Consider the following 21765-nt stretch of genomic DNA (forward strand, 5'->3'; position numbering starts at 1 on the left):
TCCAGGCGCGTGTCCGGGGCGGCGTCACTTCCCGGCCGCCAGCAACTCCTCCACGAGCAGGTCCCCGTCCAGCCGCTGGGGCAGCTCCTTGTGGTAGCCCCGGACCCAGCGCCCCCCGTTCACCAGCACGAACGGAATGGCCCGCTTGCCGGTCTCGGCCTCGAGTTTTTCCGCGGCCCCCGGGACGGTCTCGATGTCCACCTTCCGGTGGGCCACGCCATGCCCCGTGAGCCAGGCCTCCAGGCGGCGGCAGTCCGGACACCAGGTGGCGCTGTAGACCGCCAGATCCAAGCCCTGCAGGTCATCAATTCGGCTCATGCGATCCTCCCGGACCTGTCATTCTGGATGCTTTGATGCTTCTGTTGGGGGTTTCATGTCCAAGATGACCATCCAGGCCGGGCTCGTGGCAGCGCCGGCCCTCCTTCTAGGCCTCGCCCTGGGCTGCGGCAAGACCGCCACTCCGGATTCCAGCCGCATCATCGCCAACATCGGGGGGGCCAAGCTCACCGAGGCCGAGTTCCAGGACATCGTGAAGAGCCTTTCGCCCGATGCCAAGGAGGCCCAGGCCTTCCTGACGGATGCCACCGCCCGCGAAGAGCGCGCCCAGCTCGCCCAGCGCATCGCCATGTCCCGGGCCATCACCGCTTATGCGGCACAGACGGGCCTGGATCAGGATCCCTCCGTAAAGCGCCAGCTGGAGCAGCAGCAGGCCAACGTCTTCTTCCAGGCCCTCATGAAGAAGCGCATGGCCAACATGAACCCCACCGACGAGCAGCTCCAGGCCTTCTACAAGGAGCGCATCGAGGCCCTCAAGGCCCAGGGCCGCGCCCAGGGCGTGCCCCCCTTCGAGACGGTCAAGGCCCAGCTGCCCGAGCTCTGGCGCCAGCAGCACATGCAGTCCCTCAGCGACCAGATCCAGAACGAGGTCAAGCAGAAGGTCCCCGTCACCCTGGCCGACGACTACCGCCCCGCGGGGATGTAGCCCCGGAATCCGTTTCCATGCACCAGGGCCCCCAAACGGGGGCCCTGGTCTTGGTGCCTGGAGACGGAATCCCCTCCTCCGGCGCTCGCGCGCCTCCCCCGGGCCACACGCCGTCCAGGGGCGCCTGCGGCCTCCAGACGCTGCGCGTCCTCCGGCCTCCGACACGCGCCCCAAGACGGCTGTGATTTCGATTCCGTCTCTCCAAAATCAAGGCCCCCATGCGGGGGCCTTGATTTTGGTGCCTGGAGACGGAATCGAACCGCCGACACATGGATTTTCAATCCATTGCTCTACCAACTGAGCTACCCAGGCGGGAAGAGCCAGGATATCAGGCAGCGGCGCATTTTCAAGTGCCGGAAGGGAGGGGATTGGGGCATCCTCAATGGTTTGAGTGCCGCATTGTCCGAGAGGTCCGTCATGGCCCAGCCCACCAAGAACCGAGAGATCCAGGTCCAGAAGCCCGCGCAGAGTCTCGCCCATTTCCAGACGAAGCTGGGTAAGGGCGAGGAGGAAGACGGCGGACTGCTGAAGCCCATCCTCATCGGCGTCGCCGCCGTGGTGGCGGTGGGACTGCTCTACGGCGCCTGGAGCGCCTACCAGACCTCCGCCGTGGAAAAGCACGAGGCGGCCCTCTCCGCCCTCCAGATGGAAGTCGAAGGCGACGGGGTGACGCCGCTGTCGCCCGCCGAAGTGGAGAAGCGCATGCGGGAGCGGCTGGGCCGCCTGGAGGCCCTGGTGGCCGACGCCCCCTCCGCCCGCAAGGCCGCCACGGCCGGCCTGCTGGCCACCTGGCGCCTGGCCCTGGATGGCAAGGAGCAGGCTCCCGCCAAGGCCGACGACCCCTGGGGGCAGATCCGCCTGGCCCAACGCGCCCTGGCCCTGGGCCAGGCCCAGGCGGCCCGGACCCAGCTGGATCCCCTGCGGGCCAAGGCCAAGCCGGGCGAGCCCTGGGCCGAGGCCTACTGGGCCAGCCAGCTGGACGCCGACCGCCTGGCCGGCGACCGGGCCCAGGCCCTGAAGGACCTGGCCGAGTACAAGGCCCGCTTCAAGGGGCGCGGGGATGCCGGCGCCTTCGAAAGCCTGATCCAGAGCATCTGAGCGCCCGCCGCCGAGGAGTCATCCCATGCGGATGTACGACCTGATCTACACCAAGAAGCTGGGCGGCGCCCTGTCGCCTGATCAGATCGCCTTCTGGGTGAAGGGGGCGGCCGACGGCAGCATCCCGGACGAGCAGAGCGCGTCCCTGCTCATGGCCATCTGCTGGCGGGGGATGACCACGGAGGAGACCCTGGCCCTCACCCTGGCTATGCGGGACTCCGGCAAGCGCATGAACCTGTCTTCCGTGCCCGGCACCAAGGTGGACAAGCACAGCACCGGCGGCGTGGGCGACAAGACCACCCTCATCCTCGGCCCCATCGTGGCCGCCTGCGGCGTGCCCTGCCCCATGTTCAGCGGCCGGGGCCTGGGCCACACCGGCGGCACCGTGGACAAGTTCGCCGCCATACCCGGCCTCAAGGTCGAGCTCACGGACGCCGAGTTCATCCGCAGCCTGGCGGAGACCGGCTTCGCCAACTCCGCCCCCACCGGTGACATCGCCCCGGCGGACAAGAAGCTCTACGCCCTGCGCGACGTGACCGCCACCGTGGAGAGCATCCCCCTCATCACCGCCAGCATCATGTCCAAGAAGCTCGCCGGCGGGGCCGACGCCCTGGTGCTGGACGTGAAGTGCGGCCCCACGGCCTTCATGAAGACCCTGGAGGACGCCCAGATCCTGGCCCAGAGCATGGTGGACGTGGGCAGCGCCCACGGCATGCAGATCCGCGCCCTCATCACCCGCATGGACGCGCCCCTGGGCTGGGCCATCGGCAACGCCCTCGAGGTCATGGAGTCCGTGGAGATCCTGCGCGGCGAGCACGGCGACTCCGAGCTGGCCCAGATGAGCTTCCGCCTGGCTGCGGAGATGCTGATCATGGGGGGCGCCGCGAAGACGCTCATCGAGGCGCAGGCCCTGGTGGAGGCCTGCATCCAGGACGGCTCCGCCCTGGAGACCCTGCGGCGCTTCACGGCCCTCAACGGCGGCGACGCGAAGGCCCTGGACGACTTCGGCCGCCTGCCCCAGGCCGGCCAGACCGTCGACATCCTCTCCGACCGCGCCGGCCACCTCTCCGCCATGGACGGCCGGGCCCTGGGCCTGCTGGCCATGGACCTGGGCGCCGGGCGCAAGGACCGGAACGACGTCCTCGACCTGGGCGTGGGAATCCGGGTCCATGGGCGCGTGGGCCAGCGGATCGCGGCGGGAGACCGCCTCTTCACCATCCATGCCAAGGCCGGGGCCCGGATTGACCCCGCCCCCTATCTCGCGACGCTCCAGATCACGGAGACGAGGCCCCTGGCGACGCCCTGGCTCCTGGCCACCATCGGCTGCTGAACCCAGGGGGGGGGGCTGTGTGCCCCCTTTGATCCAAGGGTTCCCGAAAAAACCCAAAAAAAGATACTCGATCGGCCCGGGACCGCTATAATGCGACCGACCTTCGATCGATCTTTTCCATGATGATGTCCCAGAAGTCATGGCTACGGGCCCGGGCGGGCCCAGGTTTGGCGACTTCTGGCGGAGGACCCGTGCTCACCCTCGGGACCTGCGGTGCATGGCCCCGATTTTTCTGGAGGCAGTATGCATGGACGCTTCTCAACCATCGGCCGCCTTACGGCCCTCCTCGCGCTGGGCGGGGTGATCCTCTGCGCGCAGGATGCCACGACGGGGGCCATCTCCGGGACGGTGGTCGCCCCGAACGGCAGCCCGCTCGCCGGCGCCAAGGTCATCCTCGATGGCGGCCGCGGGCAGATCGTGCGCGTGACCGACGCCAACGGCACCTTCAAAGCCTCGGCCCTCATCCCCGGCCAGTACCTCCTCACGGTGACCGCCCCGGGCTTCGAGACGGCGACCAAGCTCACGGCCACCGCCTCCATCAACACCCTGACCCCGGTCCGGGTCACCATGACCAAGGCCGCCGGCGCCGTCGTCGAAGTGGTCGCCGCCGCCCAGGCCCTGGACACCACCACCCAGACGTCGGGCTCGACCTACACCGCCGAGACCATCTCCGCCCTTCCCCTGGGCCGCTCCTTCTCGTCGGTGGTGAACCTGGCCCCCGGCGTCTCCAGCAGCGGCATCGACGCCAACAACCCCTCCGTGGGCGGCTCCTCCGGCCTCGAGAACCAGTACGTCATCGATGGCGTCAACACCACCGGCGCCGGCTACGGCGCCAGCGGCTCCTACTCGATCGTCTACGGCTCCCTCGGCACCGGCATCAACACGGACTTCATCAGTGAAGTGCAGATCAAGAGCTTCGGCATGGATGCCGAGTTCGGCGGCGCCACCGGCGGCATGGTCAACGCCGTCACCAAGACCGGCGACAACACCCTGCACGCCCAGGTGTTCGCCTACTTCGACCTCGACGGGCTCCAGGCCAAGGACAAGGTCCCGCCCCGCATCGACCCGACCCTCCGCCTCACCCCCTCCTTCGACAGCAGGGACCGGTATGAGATCGGATTCACGATCTCCGGGCCCATCATCAAGGACCGGCTCTTCTACTTCATCGGCTACAACCCCATCCGCACCAAGGTGAAGCGGACCCAGGTGGACCCCGACCAGCCCTTCTACCGCCGGCAGGTCGAGCAGAAGACCGAGACGGACACCTACTACGGGAAGCTGAACTGGATGATCACCACCAGCCAGTCCCTGGAGTTCAGCATCTTCGGGGATCCCGGCAAGCTGCCCTTCGGCCCCAACCTCACCAACGCCATCTACAACGCCCCCTACTCCTGGGAGGAGGTGGAGTTCGGCGGCCGCAATTGGACCTTGAAATACAACGGCGTGTTCTTCAACGACTTCCTGGTGGAGGCCCGGGTCTCCCAGGCCAACAACAAGTTCCGGCGCAAGCTGGATCCCGCCGTGCAGGCCACCTTCCGGGTGACGGACGTCTACACCGGCTTCGGCTATGCCCCCGGACCCGGGTTCGTGGACGGCACTGACGATCGCAACCGCCAGTACGACCTCAAGCTCACCAAGACCTTCGGGCCCGTCGAACTGAAGGCCGGCTACTTCAAGGAGGACATCGACCACAAGGGTGGCAACACCTACCAGGGGCCCGCGGGCTTCGTGGATCCCCACACCACCGCCACCGGCCAGCCCTACTCCAGCGGCGCCCTGGTGAGCCAGCGCTACTACATGCTGGATCCCAACCTCGTGGATGCCAACGGGCGCACGCCCGCCAGCAACATCGCCCCCTACTGGCGCATCACCCGCGCCCGCACTTCGCCGCCCCTCATCCCCACCTCCGCGCCCTGGGAAGGCTACTTCGTGCAGGCGAAGTATTCCTGGAACAACCGCCTGTTCGTGAAGGCCGGATTCCGCTGGGAGCAGGAGGACATGAAGGGCCTCCAGCAGACCTACAAGTTCAAGGCCGCCGATGCCATGGCCCCCCGCATCTCCATCACCTGGGATCCGGAAGGGGACGGCCGGAACAAGATCTACGCCTTCTACGGCAAATACTTCGAGAAGGTTCCCCTGGATCTGGCCGTGCGCTCCCTCAGCACCGAGGTCGGCGTCAGCCGCTCGGACTTCTACAACATCAGCAGCGGCTACAACGCCCTCAGCAACCCCATCGAGAACGGCGTAACCATCCGGGACGTCCGGCCCGACACGGTCAACGGAAACGGCATTCCGGGCAACACCAACTCCACGCACTTCATCGGGAGCCAGGGCTTCCTCACGCCGGTCCTCCCCAACACCAAGCTGCCCTACACGAACGAGTACGTCCTCGGCTGGGACATGCGCCCCTCGGACGGCCTCACCCTCAGCAACCGGATCATCTACCGCTCCGTGGGCCGCGTCCTCGAGGACCTCGGCATCGACGGCGGCAACAACCTGCCCTACTTCATCGGCAATCCCGGCGAGAACACCGCCGTGATCACCGCCATGGCCGCCGCCATTGACCCGACCCTTGGGAACAGCATCACGCCCACCGCCTCCTGGCCCAAGCCCAAGCGGGACTACTGGGCCTTCGAGTTCGAGGCGATGAAGACGGCCAAGCACTGGACTGGCTTCTTCAACCTCCGGCTCTCCCGGCTCGAGGGGAACTACGAGGGTCTGTTCCGCAACGACAACGGCCAGAGCGATCCGAACATCACCTCGCTCTTCGACTTCTCCCTGGAATACATGAAGAAGTACGAGGATCCGAACAACCCGGACTACCACCCCCGCGGGTTGACGGGCGACGAGGCGTTCGCATCGGGACCGCTCCCCAATGACCGCACCGTCGTGGCCAACGGCGGCATCACCTACCAGTGGGACTTCGGGTTCTCCCTCACCACCCTGGTCAAGTTCCAGACGGGCACGCCCCTGAACAAGCTCTACGGCCTCATCGACTACGACAACAGCGGCGAGCTCGCCGCCGGCGGCCGCGGATCCCAGGGACGGACCCCCAACACGGTGAACTTCGACCTGAGCGGCCAATACGTCTGGAAGCTGGCCAACAAGCACCAGATCGCCGCCCGCATCGACGTGTTCAACCTGTGGAACGTCCACAAGCCGGTCACCTACGACCAGGATTTCGAGGCTTCGGTGGATGCCCCGAACGGCAACTTCATGAACGTGCTGGCCTACCAGACGGCCCGCCGAGTCCGGCTGGGCCTGAAGTACCAGTTCTGATCAGCGCATCACGCAACCAGGGACGGGCCCCGGAAGGGGCCCGTCTTCTTTAGTGCCAGGGGCCTGCGACCTCTGTGGACTCTGTGGAGCCTTGGCAGAATCCGCCTGCCACGGAAACAGCATGTTCATAAATCGATAAAATTTTGCGATTTGACCATTGTTGTCACAACCTCGTATATCGACATATGCCTTCGAGTTTCAAGGCTTATGCCGGAATGGGCCGATCGGTTCCCGGGTTTCCGGCAGAATTCACAAAAATTAATCCCCCTCGCAATACAATGGTCGCATCATCGCACCTGGTTCTTTCTCCCCTCAATGCCTTCTGTTCCGCTCCGACGCACGCACTTCCCCGCGCGGGCCCTGGGCCACAGATGTTTTTTTCACCACGGAGCCCACCCATCCGGCTCCGGTTTCCTGGAGGATGCAATGCATCTCTTGAACCACCGCCTGGGCCGCCTCACGGCCCTCATCGCTCTGGGCGGAGCAGCACTGTACTCGCAGGGCACGCAGACAGCCAACATCTCTGGCGAGGTGGTGGACAAGGCCGGGGCTCCGCTCGCGGGCGTCACCGTCCGCCTGACCTCCCCGAGCCTGCAGGGCGAACGCCACATCGTCAGCGGCTCCAACGGCCGCTTCGTGGCCCGCCTCCTGCCTCCCGGGCTCTACACCATCCAGCTGACCAAAGCCGGGATGCAGACGGTCCAGGTGACCCAGTCCGTGGGCATCGGCCAGACCTTCGAGCCCCGCTACACGATGGTGACCACCGGAGCTGCCGTGGTGGAGGTGGTGTCCTCCGCCGGTGAGATCGACAAGACGGACGTCAAGTCGGCCACCAACTACCGCCTCGACAACGTGGATCAGCTGCCCAACGCCCGCACCATCGAGGGCGTGGCCTTCCTGACCCCCGGCGTCACCTCCGGCGTGGGCGGCCGTGTGCAGATCCGCGGCGCCATGACCTCCGGCAACCTCTACCTGCTGGACGGCCAGAACATCTCCGACAACGCCTACAACAACCGCGGCGTGCGCCTGATCGATGACTCCATCGAAGAGGTTCAGGTCATCACCGGCGCCATCTCGGCCGAGTACGGCGACGTGGACGGCGGCGTCATGAACGCCATCACCCGTTCCGGCGGCAACGAGTTCCAGGGCCAGCTCCGCTGGGAGCTCTCCAACCCCTCCTGGAACGCCTACCAGCCCCTCCAGAACCGCACGGCCCTCAACAACCGCCTGAACGAGGAGAAGACCCTCAGCCTCAGCGGCTACATCATCAAGGACAAGCTCTGGTTCTCCTCCAGCTTCTTCACCACGGAGCAGAACGGTGCCGGCACCATCGGGGCCAACATTCCGGTCGTGAACTACGGCTCCCTGGGCTGGACCGACCTCGCCGGCACCGGGCCCTACCTGACTGGCAATGGGCCTGCCGGGTACAACGCCCCCTACGACACCCTCCGCAAGGAAATCCGCCGCCAGATCAAGCTGACCTGGGCCATCACCTCGGAACATACGCTCGTCGGCTCCTTCAACAATGCCCGCATCGACGATGTGAACCGCAACTACTCCGCCGGTGAGACCCGCGCCCTGGTGCCCCAGGTGAGCACCTCCGAGTTCGCCAACCTGCAGTGGCGCGCCATCTGGTCCAACACCATCACGTCCGAGATGAAGATCGGCCGCAAGAAGCAGAAGCTCTCCGCCGGCGCCAACGCCGCCAATGGGAGCCCGGTCTACAACTACACCAACGGCTACTTCTACCAGAACGGCATCTTCAACCAGAACGACGGCGGCGACAATCGCAACAACGACACCGCCAACGGCAAGGTGACCCTCTTCTGGGACGCCATCGGTTCCCACCAGACCGACATGGGCTTCGACTACTACAAGGGCACCAGCCGAGCCCGCAATGAGCAGTCCGCCACGGGCTACATCTTCGGCGTCCGCCGGATGAACCTGGCCGAGGACCGCGCCCAGGGCCGCGACATCTGGGTCTACACGAGCACCGATGGCGAGGCGGTCACCAAGTCGCACGCTTTCTATGTAAACGACAAGTGGACCCTCAACCGCAACCTGTCCCTCCAGCTCGGCGTCCGGTTCGACACCTTCAAGTCCACCAACGAGAGCGGCCAGAAGACCGCCGGCGCCTCCGGCATCTCCCCCCGCCTGGGCCTGAAGTACGACCTGTTCGCCGATGGCGTCTACGTGCTGGGCGCGTCCTACGCCCGCTACAACGCGAAGGCCCTCGAATCCGTCATGAACGCCGTCACCGGCCAGGGCAACCCGACGGAAGTGGACCACCCCTACATCGGGCCCAGCTCTCCCCAGACGCTGAGCTTCCTCACCAACCTCGCCAACATCAATACGCTGTACGACTTCAACACCATCTCCTACTACAACAACCCGGTGGTGAACGTCCGGCTCGCCGACAACCTCAAGACTCCCCGGGTCGACGAGTTCCAGCTGAGCTTCCAGTACTCCTTCAACCACCCCAACATCGGCGCCGGCTTCCTCAAGCTCACCGGCGTGCACAAGAAGTGGGAGAACCTCTTCGACTACCGCGCCGGCAATGACGGCACGGTGACCACCCCCGACGGCGCGGACGTCTACCTCCGCGTCTGGGAAAACAGCGACGTGGCCACCCGCAAGTACAAGAGCCTGGAGTTCGAAGGCCAGCTGGCCAAGGGCCCCTGGCAGATCGGCGGCAACGTCACCTGGAGCGAGCTCCGCGGCAACTACGAGGGTGAGAGCTCCAACTCCCCCGGTCGTGGTGAGGGTCTGAAGAACTTCACCATCCAGGACGGCGTGTTCATGTATGACCGGAACATCACCTCCCCCGAGGGCTACCTGGCCGGGCACGTGCCCATCCGTATCCGAGCCACGGGCGCCTATGTGGACACCAACTCCTGGGGTAAGACCACCTGGGGCCTGGTGTACCGCTTCGACTCCGGTTCGTACTACAGCCGGACCCGTGTGATCGAGCCCACCATGCTCAATCCCAACCTCTCCGACCAGTACGGCAGCTCCGCCACCCAGTACCTCGGCGGCCGCCGCGAAGCCGGTTCCTTCCCCGGCCAGTCCTACCTGGACCTGGCCGTCACCCATGACTTCACCCTCTTCAAGGTCTTCCAGAAGAGCGTGAACGCCTTCGTGAAGCTGAACATCGGCAACGTGCTCAACCACCAGCAGATCATCAGCTACGGAACCGGCTACGACGACGCCGTCACGGGGCTGAACGATCCCTGGGTTCCCAACTCCAACTACGGCAAGGTGACCAGCAACACCAACTTCGGCACCGCGCGCACGATCGCCATCTCCACCGGCTTCCGTTTCTAGACACCGGAAGCTCAGTCCCGAGAACAGAGGCCCGCAAGGGCCTCTGTTTTTGTAGGACTCCGCCAATTGGAACTTTTGACAGGAGCATCAACATCTCGTTACGATGCATCTTGTCCCAGCCCATCAAAATAATTTGTAAAGTTCTTGGAACCTGGCCTATCCTTTCGACACTCGTCCCGGGTCTTTGGAAGTCACCTGCACCCATCAGTCCCCCGCCGCAGATCCTGCGGCGGATTTGCGTTTGCCTGACCAATTATTGATTTTGCCGTTTTTTTCTGCACCAAGCGGCCTGGGCCGCCTTCCCCCCAAAAGGAGTTTTTTATGAATCGAGTCTTCACCCGGCTGGGCTTCACGGCCGCCGCCATCGTCGCCGGGAGCGGCATCGTCGCGCACGCGCAGACGGCCACCACCGGCGCGGTCAGCGGCGCGGTGACGGATGGCAAGGGCGCCCCGGTCGCAGGCGCGACCATCCGCCTGACCTCCGCCCAGACCACCCGCCAGGCGGTGACGGGCGCCGACGGATCCTTCCGTCTCGGCCTCCTCAACCCCGGTGCCTGGACCATCGAAGTCACCAAGTCGGGCCTCCAGAAGTTCACCCAGAACCTGAACGTCCTGGTGAACCAGACCCAGCCCGTCAACATCAAGATGGCCGCCGAGGCCGCCACCGTGGTCGAGGTGCTCGGCACCACCGCCACCGTGGACACCACCACCACCCAGACGGGTCTGGTGACCTCGATGGACAACCTGTCCGCCATCCCCAAGGGCCGCGACATGAGCACCGTGGCCATGCTGGCCCCCGGTGTGGTCGCCGGCGGCTTCGGCAACGACCCCTCCATCGGCGGCGGTTCCGCGGCTGAGAACAGCTACGTCGTGGACGGCCTCTCCACCACCAATACCGCCCGCGGCTTCCAGGGCGCCTCCCTCGTCACCGACTTCATCGATCAGGTGGAAGTCCAGACCGGCGGCTTCAAGCCCGAGTTCAGCGCCCTGGGCGGCGTGATCAACGCCATCACCAAGTCCGGCACCAACAGCTTCAAGGGTTCCGCCTGGGCCACCTGGGATGCCATCGGCATCCAGGCCGTGCCCAAGAAGAACGACTACTTCAAGCAGACCCCCCCCAACAGCCGCTACGACATCGGCGGCGAGGTCAGCGGTCCCATCATCAAGGACAAGCTGTTCTTCTTCGTGGGTGTGGACGGCAGCAAGACCGAGGCGCCCGGGAGCAACAGCCTCCCCAACCGCAGCGGCCTCCGCAACGGCGATCAGACCGTCGATGCCTACCAGGTCATCGGCAAGATCAACTGGTACCTCACCCAGGACCAGCAGATCACCTTCTCCGCCAACTACAACGACACCAAGGACGACTTCCCGAACCAGTACCCGGGCACCCTGGGCAACGCCCAGCTCGGCCGCAACCGCAAGGACACCGTCCAGAACTTCGTGCTGAACTACGACTGGAACATCAGCCCCAGCCTGTTCCTCAGCGCCAAGCTGGGCACCACCCAGTACAAGACCACCAACACCCCCACGGACACCACGTCGATCCGCGTGACCGACTACGCCTGGGAGGAGACTGGCCCCGGCTTCCTCGGCGGCGATCCCAATGCCGGCAGCGGCCTGGCCTTCGTCCGCGGCGGCGCCGGCTACTACGTGGGTACGGACAAGACCGAGACCACCCAGGCCCGCGTCGACCTCAGCTGGTTCGTGGGCAACCACAACATGAAGTTCGGCGTCTCCCAGCTGACCTCGAAGTACACCGAGATCGCCGCCACCTCCGGCGGAGAGCGGGTGTCCGTCTACGCTCCCGGGCAGAACAGCAACCGCATCATCCGGCAGTTCCTCCACACCAACGCCACCGTGAAGGCGATCATCAACGCCGTCTACGCCCAGGACACCTGGGATGTGGGCGCCGGCGTCAAGCTGATGTATGGCTTCCGCTTCGAGACCCAGGACCAGCGGGACCTCCACGACAATTCCTTCATGAAGTTCGACGACTTCAAGGACTATGTGCAGCCCCGCCTGGGCTTCACCTGGGACGTGAACCAGGACGGCAAGACCAAGGTCAGCGGTAACTACGCCAAGTACTTCGAGCAGATTCCCCAGCGCATGGCCATCCGGGTCTACGCCAACGAGACCTACCTGCGCTACAACTACCGCTTCACCAATTCGACCTATGACAATGCCACGGGTGCCTACACCTACGGCGCCACGCCCAACACCATCACGGACTACGGCACGCCCTTCAGCTTCGATCCCATCGCCCAGGGCACCAAGCTGCCCGAGCGCAGCGAGTACATCCTGGGCGTGGACCACACCTTCGCCAGCGGCTGGACCGCGGGCATCCACGCCAAGTACCGCGAGCTGAAGAACCCCATGGAAGACATGGTGTTCACCGACCAGTACGGCAACCCCTATGACGAGGGCCCGGCCATCTCCTACACCGCCAGCGGCACCCCCCGCTACGGTGCCGGCGCCGCCGTCATCGGCAACCCCGGGGCCTTCCAGCAGTGGCGGCCCAACCCCAAGAGCATGACCAACGTCCTGCTCGGCCAGGGAGTCACCACCAACAACTACGGCATCAACATCCTGGACTACTACAACCCCGCCACGGGCCTCTTCACCATCCAGAACACCGGGTACGAGAAGGCCGGCAACAAGTACTCCAGCGTGGACTTCACCCTGGACAAGAAGACCGACCGCGACACCTTCAGCTTCAGCTACACCTGGAGCCGCCTGGAAGGCAACTACGAGGGCGTGGTGTCCGGCTCCAACGGCCAGGCCGACGGCAACATCACCGCCAGCTTCGACTACTACCCGTACGTGGGCTGGGGCCTGCTGCCCAACGACCGCACCCATGTGGTCAAGCTCTACGCCAGCCACCGCTTCGACTTCTTCGGCGGCGACCTGAACGTGGGCTTCAACTGGACCTACCAGAGCGGCTCGCCCACCAGCGTGTGGGATGACGGCTCCACCAGCAACGGCTATGCCCCCGGCTATGACACGGCTCACCAGTACTACGACGCCGCCGGTCATCCCGTCGTCGCGAACAGCGACGTGGAGTGGAACAAGGCCACCAACTGGTCTGGTGGCGCGGTTGGCTCTGGTGACTTCAACGGTACGGGTGGCTCCCACCAGTTCCTGGACATCGGCTTCTACGGCGATGCCGTTGCCGCGAACGGGAGGCAGGGCGATGCGGGCCGCACCCCGGCCCTCAACAACGTGGACCTGCACCTCGACTGGGCCTACAAGTTCGGCAAGAAGTACAAGCTGATCCCCAGCGTGGACGTCTTCAACCTCTTCAACACCCGCTACGCCACGGACCAGCTCCAGCAGGCCACGGACCAGGGTGGCGGCCAGGACGTCCGCTTCGGCTACGCCACGGCCTGGCAGGTCGGCCGTCGCTACCGGTTCGGCGTGAAGTTCCAGTTCTAATCGGAACCAGCGACCGCACGACAGACGGGCCCTTCGGGGCCCGTTTTCATTGGGACGGCGGGAACCATTCACGATCTATTAATCATCAATGATTCATCAACCCTGCGACAATTGCCTTGTATTTCATGGGAATTCAGAGTGTTCCGATTTTTATATCGCGATGCGATGCAACGTGGCAAAAGGTCAAGAAAATTCAAGTGACATTCGTGAACCTAGCCTATGCTTATCGCACTCTCCGCTCTTTGGACGCTGTTCCCCCCAATCATCTGGTCTACTCCCGCCCGCCCTCCCTGACCCCTGGATGAAGGCTGGCCCTGGCCTAGGTGCAGGCGGAGACGGCGACAAGCCACCTTCACTCGTGCGGCTGCCCGCACTCATCAGGAGTCCTGCATGTATCTCTCCCCCTCCCGGATGGCCCGGACCACGGCCCTCCTCGTGGCGATGGGCGCCAGCCTGCACGCGGCCGGAGATGGCGGCATCACCGTCACCGTCACCAGCACCACCGGCGCCATCGTCGCTGGCGCCACGGTCACCATCTCCAGCCCCACCCAGATCGGCGGCGCCCGCACCGAGGTCACGGACCGCGAAGGCAAGGCCCGCTTCCTGCGCCTCACGCCCGGCCGCTTCAAGGTCGTGGTCACGGCCAAGGAGTTCCAGACGGCCACCATCGACAAGGTGGACGTGCTGGTGGACCAGACCCAGGGCGTGAACGCCCGCCTGGCGCCCGTCGGCGCCGCGGTGGTCGAAGTGGTGAGCACCGTCAGCGCCGTGGATGTCACCACCGTCACGGCTGGCACCCAGCTCACCCAGGAAGAGCTGACCAACCTCCCCGTGGTCCGCAGCCAGCTGGCCACCCTGAACCTGGCCCCTGGCGTCATCAGCGTCGGCGGCAACCCCTCGCTGGCCGCCGGCCTCAACCGTGACAACTTCGGCAACAACGGGGCCCGCAACAACACCTACATGATCGACGGCATCGACGTGACCAGCCCCGAGGCCGGCACCTACCGCACGACCATCGCTCCGGAACTCGTCGCCGCCCAGGACATCAAGACCGGCGCCATCACCGCCGAATACACCGCCCGCGCCGGCCTGTTCTCCAACACCACCACCATCTCCGGCTCCAATGACTGGAGCGGCGGCCTGAACTACTACTATCGGGGCAGCGATTGGTGGAACCAGGTTGGCCGGGGCCGTCCCGCCGTGGTGAACTCCGAGGTCAAGGACACGACCCTCTATTTCTCGGGTCCCATCCTCAAGGACCGCCTCTGGATCGTGGCCTCCGGGCAGACCGTGAAGGAATCCGGGAAGATCGACGTGCACCCGACGGCCACCCTGACCCCCGGTGAAACACGTGAATCCGTCCTCAACGATGAGCAGCGGTACTTCGTGAAGCTCACCTGGAATCCAATCCAGGGTCATACCTTCGTGGGCGGGTTCAGCCGGAATCCTGGGAAATTCGACAACCTGAACAACCCCAGAACTCCCACCAGCCAGGCCAATCAGACGGAGCGGGGCGGCAATAACTACAACCTCTCCTACACCTGGCAGGAATCCAAGTTCATCCTGGACGCCCGCTTCCTCCGCCACGAGGAAGTGGACACCACCCAGGCCCTGTACCCCAATCTGGGAGCCCAGGTCACGGTGCAGACCGACCCCATCGCGGGTTCTGTTCCCACCATCCAGCGCCTCTTCGGCGGCAGTTCCGCCGGCACGAAGCGCAAGTACCAGGTGGACAATGGCCGCGTGGACTTCACCTACCTCTTCGACGCCCTGGGTAGCCATACCCTCAAGCTGGGCGTCCAGAAGGGCAAGTCCGAGCTTACCCAGACGATCTTCATCTCCAATGGCGCCTGGTACGAAAACCTGGGCCCCGTGGGGAATGTCGCCGGTGGTCCGGCGCCCACCTTCGACTACGTGGACAAGAACTACAGCGGCTTCGTCCCGGGCACCGGCAGCCGCATGCTGACAGCCATCAACAGCGGCGCCTACCCCACCGTGCGCACGGCCCTGGACACCAACAGCGATGGCGTCGTGAGCCTGGCAGAGCTGGGCGCCTACCAGTTCACCGAGCTGTATGATCCCGCTCGCCCCTACATGGGCTACATGGGCTACCGTCGCAACCTGGCGAGCCAGGCCACATCCTCCCCGAGGCTGGAAACCCAGGGCGGCTACATCCAGGACCAGTGGCAGATCGGCACCTGGACCTTCAGCCCGGGCGTTCGCTTCGATACCTACGAGTACAAGGCCGACAATGGCCAGTCCCTGTTCAAGACGGGCGTCAACTGGGCGCCCCGCCTGGGCCTGACCTGGGACGTGAAGGGCAACGGCCGCAGCAAGGCCTACGCCTACTTCGGCCGCTACATCGACCCCATCAAGCTGGACATGGTCCGCTTCACCGGCAGTCTCAGCAGCTCGGTCCAGACGGAGGACATCCGCCTCGCCGGTGTATGGGTGACTGAGAACACCCGCGGCGGCAGCAAGACCGTAGACGCCGTGTTCGCGGATACCTTCAAGCTGCCCAAGACCGATGAGTTCCGCCTTGGCTTCGCCCAGGACTTCGGCAACGCCTGGTCCGCCGAAGCCACCTACACCTACCGCCGCGACTACGACATCGTGGAGGATTGGGATCCCACGCTCTACACCGATGTGAACGCCCTCGAAGCTGAAGCCCGCTCGGTCTTCAAGCTCGGGACAGGGGCTTACTCCACCCTGTCTGCATCTGGCCAGGCCGTCATCGACGCCTACCGCGCCCTCGTCATCGATCCCAATTACTTCGCCGGCGGTGGCTACTCCGGCGCCCAGAATGTCGATCGGGTGGCCAAGGGCAAGCTGAACTTCGTGCTGGCCAACCTGCCCGGAGGCTTCCGCTACTACAACACCTTCGACTTCACGGTCACCCGCAAGCTCCAGGACCACTGGGGTGGCTTCGCCACCTACACGAAGGTCCGCGCCACGGGCAACTCCAACAGCTCCGGCAACGCCGACTACCAGGGCGATCTCGCCCGCTTTGATCCCCGCCTGCCCTACAACAACGGCAGCCTCGAAGGCTCCGTCGACTGGCTGGCCAAGGCGAATCTCTACTACAAGTGGGATTCCGGAGTCACCCTGGGCGCCACCTACAACGTGGTGTCCGGCTACCACTACAGCCCCTCGCAGGCCTTCTCCTCCCGCCTGCTGCTGAAGGTGCCCAGCGATCCCACGCTGCTGAACACCGAGATGCTCGGGACGAACATGAGCCCCCGCTACGACACCATGGACGTGCACCTCCAGTACGATTTCAAGCTCTGGAAGCGCCTAAAGGGATCCGTCTACACCGACGTGTTCAACTTCTTCAACAAGCAGCAGGCCACGGACATCGCCGCCGTTTCCAACTTCGTAGGTTCCGGCTACCTGACCCAAGGCCAGGCTTACGGCTATGTTCTCCCCCGCCGCTTCAACCTTGGCGTGAAGATCGCCTTCTAGCCCGGATCTCCGGTCCGCATGACTCGGCCCCCGAACGGGGGCCGAGCCTTGTACCGCCTCCGCTGGGATTCAGTACGATCAGTCCTTCGGCACCCACTGGATGTCGGCCACGCCGGCGGTGGCGTTCTCGGCGCGGGCGAGGGCGAAGAGCCAGTCGCTGAGGCGGTTCAGGTAGGCCAGGACGGCGGGGTTCAGCGGCTCCTCGTGGGTGAGGGCCACCACCTCGCGTTCCGCCCGGCGGCAGACCGTGCGGGCCAGGTGGGCGTGGGCCGAGGCGGGCGTGCCCCCGGGCAGCACGAAGGCCGTCATGGGGGGCGCCAGGGCCGCCAGGCGGTCAATGTCGGCCTCCATGTCCGCCAAGGTCCAGGTGGGCCTGCTCATGCGGGCCCCCAGCAGCTCCTGGCGGTTGGCGGGCGTGGCCAGGATGGCCCCCAGCACGAAGAGGTCATGCTGGATGCGCTGCAGGGTCTCCGGCGTGGCGCAGGGAGCCGTAGCGTGGAGCAACAGCAGGCCCATGACGCTGTTCAGCTCGTCCAGCGTGCCGTAGGCCACCAGGCGCAGGTGCGACTTGCTGACCCGCTCCCCCCCGAAGAGCCCCGAGGAGCCATCGTCACCCGTGCGCGTGTACAGCTTCATGACAACCTCGAAAAGACTGGGACAGGATTAACAGGATGGAAAGCAGGATTAACAGGATTAGAGAAAGAAAGGAAAAATAAAATCGTCCCATTTTGGATTCAATCTGTTGCCCTAATCCTGTTAATCAATCACTTAATCCTGTTAATCCTGTCAGCGCCTTTTGCCGGTGCGGGTCGGCGCCTACGCCCCGCCGCGGGCGCGGCTCCAGGCCACGGTATCGGTGCGCCAGTCCGCCAGGGCGGCCAGGCCGGTGGCATCCAGGATGCCGCGATGCTCGGCCTCCTCGGACAGCACCTGGAACGAACCGAGCACCTCGAACCGGATGCGCGCCGCGGCGAAGGCCGCTTCCGCCTGGGGCAGGCCATAGCTGAAGAGGGCCAGCACCGCGGGCACCTCGGCACCCTCGGCCCTGAGGGCATCCGCGCACTTGAGGCTCGACATGCCCGTGGAGATCAGGTCCTCGATGAGCACGGCGCGGTGCCCCTTGGCCAGCGGGCCCTCCACCTGGCGGCCCATGCCGTGGTTCTTGGGCGTGGGACGCACGTAGGCCATGGGCAACCCCAGGCGGTCCGCCACCATGGCCGCCCAGGGCACGCCCGCCGTGGCGGCGCCGGCCACGAGCGTGGGGGCGAAGCTGGCCGTCCGGGCCGCCAGGGCCTCCACGATAAGGCCGCGGGCCTCGGGGAAGCCCAGCAGCTGCCGGTTGTCGCAGTAGATGGGCGCCTTCAGGCCGCTGGCCCAGGTGAAGGGGTCCAGGGGTTGGAGGCGCACGGCGCCCACGTCCAGCAGGCAGGCGACGAGATCCCGGGGCGAGAGGGACATCAGAGCTCCAGGTCAGCCACGGGCTGCTTGGACATGTAGCGCTCGGCCCCATCGGGGAAGAGCGTCACCACCCGGGAACCGGCGGGCAGGGTCTTCGCATATTCGCGGGCGGCCCAGGCGTTGGCGCCCGCGGAGGCGCCCACCAGGCAGCCCTCGGTGGCGATGAGCTCCCGGGCCGTGGCCAGGCTGTCCGCGTCCGCCACGTCGATGATGCGGTCCGCCAGCGAGAGGTCGAGGCTGGCGGGGATGAAGCCGTTGCCCACACCCTCCACCACCCACTCGCCCACGGGGGCGCCGCAGTAGACCGAGCCCACGGGCTGCACCACCACGGCCTTGAGGGCGGGGTTCTTTTCTTTGAGGTAGCGGGCGATGCCCGTGAAGGTGCCGCCGCTGCCCGCGCCCAGCACCACCGCATCCACGCGGCCCTCCATCTGCTGCCAGATCTCGGGGCCTGTGGTGGCGTAGTGGCTGTCGGGGTTGCTGGGGTTGTCGAACTGCTGGGGCACGAAGGCGTGGGGGATGCTCGCCGCCAGCTCCTGGCACTTGGCGATGGCGCCCTTCATGCCCTGCTCCTTGGGGATGAGCACCAGCTCCGCGCCCAGGGCCTTCATGAGCATCATCTTCTCGCGGCTGTACTTCGTCGGCACGCAGAGGATGCAGCGGTAGCCGAGCGCCTTGGCTGCGATGGCCAGGCCCACGCCGGTGTTGCCGGCGGTGGGCTCGATGATGGTGCTGAGGCCCGGCTTGATCTGGCCCAGGGCCTCGGCGGCCTTGATCATGCCCACGCCGATGCGGTCCTTCACGCTGCCGCCGGGGTTGAGGTACTCCAGCTTGGAGAAGAGCTGGAGGCCCGGCGCGAAGCGGGTCAGGTGCAGCAGGGGGGTGTTCCCCACCAGGTCCAGGACGGTATCGACGACGGGAGGAAGGGCGTTTGCCACGGGATCAGCCTTTCACCACGATGCTCACGAGCTTGCCGCCCGGAGGAAGGACCACTTTCACGATCTCCTTGCCCGCCAGGTGGGCCTGGGCCTCGGCGCAGGCCAGGGCCGCCGCGCGCCGCTGGGCCTCGTCCGCATGGGCGGGCACGGTGATGCGGCCACGCACCTTGCCGTTCACCTGCACCACCACCAGCACCTCGTCGGCTTCCAGGTACTGCCCATCGGCCTCGGGCCAGGCCGCCTGCATGCAGAGGCCGGGCTTGCCGAGCGTGGACCAGAGCTGCTCGGCCAGGTGCGGCGCCACCGGCGACATCATCCGCACGAAGGCCTCGAGCGCGTGCTGCATCACGGCGCCGCGGTGGGGGGCACCCGCAGGCAGGTCGCCCAGCGCATTCGACAGTTCCATGAGGCCGGACACCACGGTGTTGAACTGGTAGCGGCGCTCCAGGTCGTCCGTGAGGCGGGCGATGGTCTGGTTGAGCTTGATAAGGAGCGTCTTCTCCCCGGCGCTGAGGGCATCCTTGGCGGGCAGCGGGCCCGTGGTGACGGCGTGATCCTCCACCATGCGCGTGACGCGCTTGAGGAAGCGGCTGGCGCCCTCGATGCCCTCGAACCCCGTCCAGTCGATCTCCTTCTCGATGGGCGCGGCGAAGATCATGAAGAGCCGGAGCGCATCGGCGCCGTACTTGGAGATCACCTCGTCGGGGTCCACGATGTTGCCCTTGGACTTGCTCATCTTCGAGCCGTCCTTCAGCACCATGCCCTGGCAGATGAGCTTCTGGAACGGTTCGGGGCCACTGGCCAGGCCCAGGTCCCGCAGAACCTTGTAGAAGAACCGGGCGTAGATGAGGTGCATGGTGGCGTGCTCGATGCCGCCCACGTAGAGGTCCACGGGCATCCAGGCGTCGCTCTCAACCTTGGCGAAGGGCAGCTCGGCGTTCTTCGGATCCAGGTAGCGCAGCCAGTACCAGCTGCTGTCCACGAAGGTGTCCATGGTATCCGTTTCACGACGGGCATCCGCGCCACAGCTTGGACACTTCGTGTCCAAGAAAGAGGAAGACGTGGTCAGGGGCGAGGGGCCGTGGCCGGTGAAGGCCACATCCTCGGGCAGGCGCACGGGGAGGTTCTCGGGCTTTTCGGGCACCACGCCGCACTTGGGACAGTGGACGGTGGGGATGGGTGTGCCCCAGTAGCGCTGGCGGCTGAGGCCCCAGTCCTTGAGTTTGTACGTGGTGGTCTTCTCGGCGCGGCCGTTGAGCTGGGCCACCATGGCCGTGACGGCATCCTCGCTCTTCAGGCCTGTGAACTCGCCGCTGTTGACGAGGGTGCCTAGATCCCATTCGCTCTCGGCCTCGATCACCTTGGGGATGGGCAGGCCGTACTTCTGCGCGAACTCGTGGTCCCGCTCGTCGTGGGCGGGCACGCCCATGACCGCGCCCGTGCCGTAATCCATCAGCACGTAGTTGGCGGCGAAGACCGGCACCTTGTCGCCCGTGAACGGGTGGATGACGGAAAGCGCCGTGCGGTGGCCCAGCTTCACATCGCTGGTGAGGCGCTCCTCGCGGCTGATGGCCGCCACCTGGTCACAGAAGGCCTTCAGCCCGGGATCCGTCTCCGCCGCCTGCTCGATGACCGGGTGCTCGGTGCTGAGCGCCATGAAGGTGACGCCGAAGAGCGTATCGAGGCGCGTGGTGAAGACTTCGATGTCCTCCCCACCCGGGAGCGCGAAGCGCACCCGGGCCCCCTCGGAGCGGCCGATCCAGTTGCGCTGCATGGTCTTCACGTTCTCGGGCCAGTCCAGACCATCCAGGCAGTCCAACAGCTCGTCGGCGTATTTCGTCGTCTTGAAGAAGTACTGCTCCAGGGGCTTCTGCACCACGGGGAAGCCGGTGCGCTCATCCTTGCCGTCCACCACCTGCTCGTTGGCCAGCACGGTGCCCAGCGCCTCGCACCAGTTCACGGTGCGCATGGCGCGGAAGACGTCCCCGGCCTCCCACATCTTGAGGAAGAGCCACTGGTTCCAGCGGTAGTAGTCGTCCTGGAAGCTGGCGATCTCGCGGTCCCAGTCGTAGCTGATGCCCATCTTCTGGATCTGGCCCTTCATCTCCTCGATGTTCTTGCGGGTCCAGATGGCGGGGTGGATGCCGTGCTTGATGGCGGCGTTCTCCGCCGGCAGGCCGAAGCTGTCCCAGCCGAGCGGATGCATGACCTCGTAGCCCCGCATCCTGCGGAAGCGCGCCGTCACATCGCCCAGGGTGTAGTTGCGCACGTGCCCCATGTGGATGCGGCCGCTGGGGTAGGGCAGCATCACGAGCATGTAGAAGGTCCTGGAATCCGGCAGCAGCTCCCGGGACCGCTTGGCGCGGAAGGCGCCGGACTCGAGCCAGCGGCGCTGGATCTCGGGTTCCTGGGTCAGGGGCTGGAAGGGCATGGCGAAACTCCACTGGAACCCTTGATTCTAC

The 21765-nt window shown here is 65.7% G+C and carries 12 protein-coding genes and 1 tRNA gene; 7 read left to right on the top strand and 6 right to left on the bottom strand.

Features of this window, described 5'->3' with window-relative positions:
• Window positions 1-24 precede the first annotated feature (24 nt).
• Complete coding sequence (locus G398_RS17545; RefSeq protein ID WP_211229072.1) at window positions 25-318, bottom strand: glutaredoxin family protein; 294 nt, start codon at window positions 316-318, stop codon at window positions 25-27.
• A gap of 55 nt (window positions 319-373) precedes the next feature.
• Between G398_RS17545 and G398_RS0109565 the strand changes: the two genes are divergently transcribed.
• A complete protein-coding gene (locus tag G398_RS0109565) occupies window positions 374-982 on the top strand; it encodes a hypothetical protein (protein WP_026853433.1) in 609 nt (202 codons plus the stop codon).
• Between the two features lie 236 nt (window positions 983-1218).
• On the opposite strand, the gene G398_RS0109570 is transcribed toward G398_RS0109565, so the two are convergent.
• Window positions 1219-1294 (bottom strand) — tRNA-Phe (locus G398_RS0109570).
• 105 nt (window positions 1295-1399) lie between these two features.
• Here G398_RS0109570 and G398_RS0109575 point away from each other — a divergent pair.
• From G398_RS0109575 to G398_RS0109600, 6 genes are all read left to right on the top strand, one after another.
• Window positions 1400-2080 carry a hypothetical protein gene (locus G398_RS0109575; protein ID WP_026853434.1) on the top strand — a complete coding sequence of 227 codons (681 nt, stop codon included), beginning with the start codon at window positions 1400-1402 and terminating at the stop codon, window positions 2078-2080.
• Between the two features lie 25 nt (window positions 2081-2105).
• Window positions 2106-3410, top strand: a complete 1305-nt coding sequence (locus G398_RS17550; protein WP_052571781.1) for a thymidine phosphorylase — start codon at window positions 2106-2108, stop codon at window positions 3408-3410.
• A gap of 243 nt (window positions 3411-3653) precedes the next feature.
• On the top strand, window positions 3654-6689 hold the full coding sequence (locus G398_RS0109585) for a TonB-dependent receptor (protein ID WP_026853435.1): 3036 nt from the start codon (window positions 3654-3656) through the stop codon (window positions 6687-6689).
• Between the two features lie 426 nt (window positions 6690-7115).
• A complete protein-coding gene (locus tag G398_RS0109590) occupies window positions 7116-10013 on the top strand; it encodes a TonB-dependent receptor (RefSeq protein ID WP_026853436.1) in 2898 nt (965 codons plus the stop codon).
• A 321-nt stretch (window positions 10014-10334) separates the two neighbouring features.
• Window positions 10335-13445 (top strand): TonB-dependent receptor, encoded by a 3111-nt coding sequence (locus G398_RS0109595; protein ID WP_026853437.1) that lies wholly within the window; start codon window positions 10335-10337, stop codon window positions 13443-13445.
• A gap of 390 nt (window positions 13446-13835) precedes the next feature.
• Complete coding sequence (locus G398_RS0109600; RefSeq protein ID WP_026853438.1) at window positions 13836-16907, top strand: TonB-dependent receptor; 3072 nt, start codon at window positions 13836-13838, stop codon at window positions 16905-16907.
• A 78-nt stretch (window positions 16908-16985) separates the two neighbouring features.
• Here G398_RS0109600 and G398_RS0109605 read toward each other — a convergent pair whose 3' ends face one another.
• From G398_RS0109605 to leuS, 4 genes are all read right to left on the bottom strand, one after another.
• Entirely contained in the window at window positions 16986-17543 is a 558-nt protein-coding gene (locus G398_RS0109605) for a cob(I)yrinic acid a,c-diamide adenosyltransferase (protein WP_026853439.1), read from the bottom strand.
• A 180-nt stretch (window positions 17544-17723) separates the two neighbouring features.
• Window positions 17724-18365, bottom strand: coding sequence for an orotate phosphoribosyltransferase (pyrE, locus tag G398_RS0109610; RefSeq protein WP_026853440.1), 642 nt, complete (start codon window positions 18363-18365; stop codon window positions 17724-17726).
• Complete coding sequence (locus tag G398_RS0109615; RefSeq protein WP_026853441.1) at window positions 18365-19303, bottom strand: PLP-dependent cysteine synthase family protein; 939 nt, start codon at window positions 19301-19303, stop codon at window positions 18365-18367. The genes pyrE and G398_RS0109615 overlap by 1 nt, the downstream gene beginning before the upstream one ends.
• Before the next feature lie 4 nt (window positions 19304-19307).
• A complete protein-coding gene (leuS, locus tag G398_RS0109620; RefSeq protein ID WP_026853442.1) occupies window positions 19308-21734 on the bottom strand; it encodes a leucine--tRNA ligase in 2427 nt (808 codons plus the stop codon).
• Between the last annotated feature and the right edge of the window lie 31 nt (window positions 21735-21765).

It is taken from the genome of Geothrix fermentans DSM 14018 (assembly GCF_000428885.1).
GTDB classification, from domain to species: Bacteria; Acidobacteriota; Holophagae; order Holophagales; family Holophagaceae; genus Geothrix; species Geothrix fermentans.

Coding starts and splice junctions, on each gene's coding strand:
- G398_RS0109575 (WP_026853434.1), top strand. CDS start 1,400: ATGGCCCAGCCCACCAAGAACCGAGAGATCCAGGTCCAGAAGCCCGCG.
- G398_RS17545 (WP_211229072.1), bottom strand. CDS start 318: ATGAGCCGAATTGATGACCTGCAGGGCTTGGATCTGGCGGTCTACAGC.
- G398_RS0109605 (WP_026853439.1), bottom strand. CDS start 17,543: ATGAAGCTGTACACGCGCACGGGTGACGATGGCTCCTCGGGGCTCTTC.
- G398_RS0109595 (WP_026853437.1), top strand. CDS start 10,335: ATGAATCGAGTCTTCACCCGGCTGGGCTTCACGGCCGCCGCCATCGTC.
- leuS (WP_026853442.1), bottom strand. CDS start 21,734: ATGCCCTTCCAGCCCCTGACCCAGGAACCCGAGATCCAGCGCCGCTGG.
- G398_RS0109565 (WP_026853433.1), top strand. CDS start 374: ATGTCCAAGATGACCATCCAGGCCGGGCTCGTGGCAGCGCCGGCCCTC.
- G398_RS0109590 (WP_026853436.1), top strand. CDS start 7,116: ATGCATCTCTTGAACCACCGCCTGGGCCGCCTCACGGCCCTCATCGCT.
- pyrE (WP_026853440.1), bottom strand. CDS start 18,365: ATGTCCCTCTCGCCCCGGGATCTCGTCGCCTGCCTGCTGGACGTGGGC.
- G398_RS0109600 (WP_026853438.1), top strand. CDS start 13,836: ATGTATCTCTCCCCCTCCCGGATGGCCCGGACCACGGCCCTCCTCGTG.
- G398_RS17550 (WP_052571781.1), top strand. CDS start 2,106: ATGCGGATGTACGACCTGATCTACACCAAGAAGCTGGGCGGCGCCCTG.
- G398_RS0109585 (WP_026853435.1), top strand. CDS start 3,654: ATGCATGGACGCTTCTCAACCATCGGCCGCCTTACGGCCCTCCTCGCG.